2 protein-coding genes are annotated in these 2,720 nt (G+C 71.4%); one reads left to right on the top strand and one right to left on the bottom strand.

Annotated features, from left to right (window positions below; genetic code table 11):
- Positions 1-59 precede the first annotated feature (59 nt).
- Entirely contained in the window at positions 60-464 is a 405-nt protein-coding gene (locus ACFUK0_RS40045) for an SHOCT domain-containing protein (protein ID WP_380259004.1), read from the bottom strand.
- 527 nt (positions 465-991) lie between these two features.
- On the opposite strand from ACFUK0_RS40045, the gene ACFUK0_RS40040 reads away from it, so the two are divergent.
- Positions 992-2,623: a cellulase family glycosylhydrolase gene (locus ACFUK0_RS40040; protein ID WP_380259003.1), complete on the top strand. Its 1,632-nt coding sequence runs from the start codon at positions 992-994 to the stop codon at positions 2,621-2,623.
- Positions 2,624-2,720 lie beyond the last annotated feature (97 nt).

Below are 2,720 nucleotides of genomic sequence, written 5' to 3'. Positions count from 1 at the left end.
GCCCGCGCGGGCGCCGCAGGCCGACGGCGGTGCGCTCGGCCGGCGGTGCGCCGGAGCGGTCAGCCGAGCACCCGGGCCTTGGCCCGGTCGTACTCCTCCTGGCTCAGGTCACCGCTGCGCTTCAGGTCGGCGAGCTTGGCCAGCTGGTCCGCGCCGCCACCCGCGGGGGCCGGGCCGGAGGTGCCGGCGGCGTCCCGGACGTACTCCTTGAAGGCCTGGTCGCGCTTCTGCGCGGACGCGAAGTCGTGCTCGCCCATCTTCCCGCCCCGGGCGATCAGATAGACGAGGACGCCCAGGTAGGGCAGCAGGATCACCAGGACCAGCCAGCCCGCCTTTCCCCAGCCGCCCAGGTCGGGACTGCGGAAGATGTCGGCGACGACCCTGAAGAGCAGGAACAGCCACAGGATCCACAGGAAGAACCACATCATCGTCCAGAACAGGTTCAACAGGGGGTAGTCGTCCATGCTGGTCCACTTCCGATCCTCGGCCGGACGGGCCGGCTGCCCGTCCTTCCCCGGGTTCCAGAGGTAACACCGCACCGTGGCTGCGGCATTCGGGCGACGGCCGAACGAGGAGCGGTTCACCCCTTCGGCCGTCCGGGTAGCGGATTCCGCCGGTCACGGCGTCGGTCTCCGCGCGCCGCGCACCGGAGGTTGACCGGTTCAACCAGAGTGGTCGGCCACAGCCGGACCGCCCGGCCCCGGCAGAGGCCCTGGGCCTGCACCGCAACGGCACAGCACCCCTCGGAGTGCTCCCCCGGTCATCAGAATCCTCGCTTAACCGATTATGTCGAAAGTGTTGTGCTGCCCCGCAGGCATCCCTAATCTGATGCGCAGCCACCAGGCGGACCGCGTTCACCGGACGCGTCCGCCTCCGGCACAGCGCGCCTCGGGGGGCGGGGCGCCCACACGTACCCCACCCACCAGGGCGCACCGGTGTCCTCCCACGGGCCGGCACCGGCGTGCCCTCCAGCGTGTTCGGAGAATCAGGGATGAACCGCAGACTGACCGGCGCAGCCGTCGCCCTCGCCGCCCTCGTCGGCTCGATGCTCGTCACCACTCAGCCCGGCTACGCCGTCGACGCCGCGCCGGGGTTCCACGTCACCGACGGACGCCTGCAGGACGCGAACAACCAGGACGTCGTACTGCGCGGAATCAACCACGCCCACACCTGGTACCCCACCCGCACGACCAAGGCGCTCCAGGACATCAAGGCCACCGGGGCCAACTCGGTGCGCGTCGTGCTCAGCACCGGCGACCAGTGGACCAGGACCACCGCCGCCGAGGTCGCCGACCTCATCGCCCAGTGCAGGGCCAACCGGCTGCTGTGCGTCCTGGAGGCGCACGACACCACCGGCTACGGCGAGCAGAGCGCCGCGGTCAGCCTGTCGCGCGCCGTCGACTACTGGATCGCCGTCCAGGACGCGCTCAAGGGCCAGGAGAAGTACGTCATCCTCAACATCGGCAACGAGCCGTTCGGCAACACCGGTTACAGCGCCTGGACCGCCGACACCAAGGCCGCCGTCCAGCGGCTGCGCACCGCGGGCTTCACCCACACGCTGATGGTCGACGCCCCCAACTGGGGCCAGGACTGGTCCTTCACCATGCGGGACAACGCGGCCGGGGTCTTCGCCGCCGACCCGCAGCACAACACCGTCTTCTCCATCCACATGTACGGAGTCTTCGACACCGCCGCCGAGGTCGACGACTACCTGAACCGCTTCGTCACCGCCAAGCTGCCCATCGTGGTGGGCGAGTTCGGCTCCAACCACTCCGACGGCAACCCGGACGAGGACGCCATCATGGCGACCACGCAACGGCTCGGCCTCGGCTACCTCGGCTGGTCGTGGAGCGGCAACTCCGGCGGCGTCGAGTACCTCGACATGGCCACCGGCTTCGACGCCACCCGCCTCACCCCGTGGGGGCAGCGGCTGATCGACGGCGCCAACGGCATCCGGGCCACCGCGAAGGAGTCCGGTGTCTTCGGCGGCGGGGGCGGCGACACCCAGGCCCCCACCGCGCCCGGCACCCCCACCGCCGGCTCGGTCACCTCCGGCGGGGCCCGGCTCACGTGGACGGCCGCGACCGACAACACCGCGGTGACCGCCTACGACGTCGTGCGGGTCACCACCGCCGGCGAGAGCGCCGTGACCACCGTGACCGGGACCGGCGCCGACCTGACCGGCCTCACCGCCTCCACCCGGTACGACTTCGCCGTGTACGCGCGCGACGCGGCCGGCAACCGCTCGCCCCGCTCGGGCATCGTCACCGTGACCACCGGCTCGGGCGGCACCACCCCGGCCGGGGCCTGCTCGGTCAGCTACCGGCTGAGCGACTGGGGCAGCTCGTTCAACGGCGACGTGACCATCCGCAACCTCGCCACCACGGCCGTCAACGGCTGGGCGCTGGACTTCGCCTTCCCCGGCCCGCAGCGGCTCACCTCGGTGTGGAACGCCAAGGGCACGCAGAGCGGCGCCGACGTGCACGCGACGAACGAGTCCTGGAACCAGGGCATCCCGGCCGGCGGCAGCGTGAACTTCGGTTTCAGCGCCTCCTCGGTGGCCGGCACCAACGGGATCCCCGCCACCTTCGTCCTCAACGGCGCCACCTGCAGCATCGGCTGACCAGGCAGAGCTGGTGTGGCGCTCTCCAGGGCGCGCTGAAGGGCGATCTTCGCCTCCTCGGCCCTGCCTCCAGGCGGTCTTCCAGGACCCGCTGGGC

Source organism: Kitasatospora sp. NPDC057223 (assembly GCF_042669755.1).
Lineage (GTDB): Bacteria > Actinomycetota > Actinomycetes > Streptomycetales > Streptomycetaceae > Kitasatospora.
Note: the sequence above shows the minus strand (reverse complement) of the source record. Positions and strands in the feature narration are given on the sequence as shown.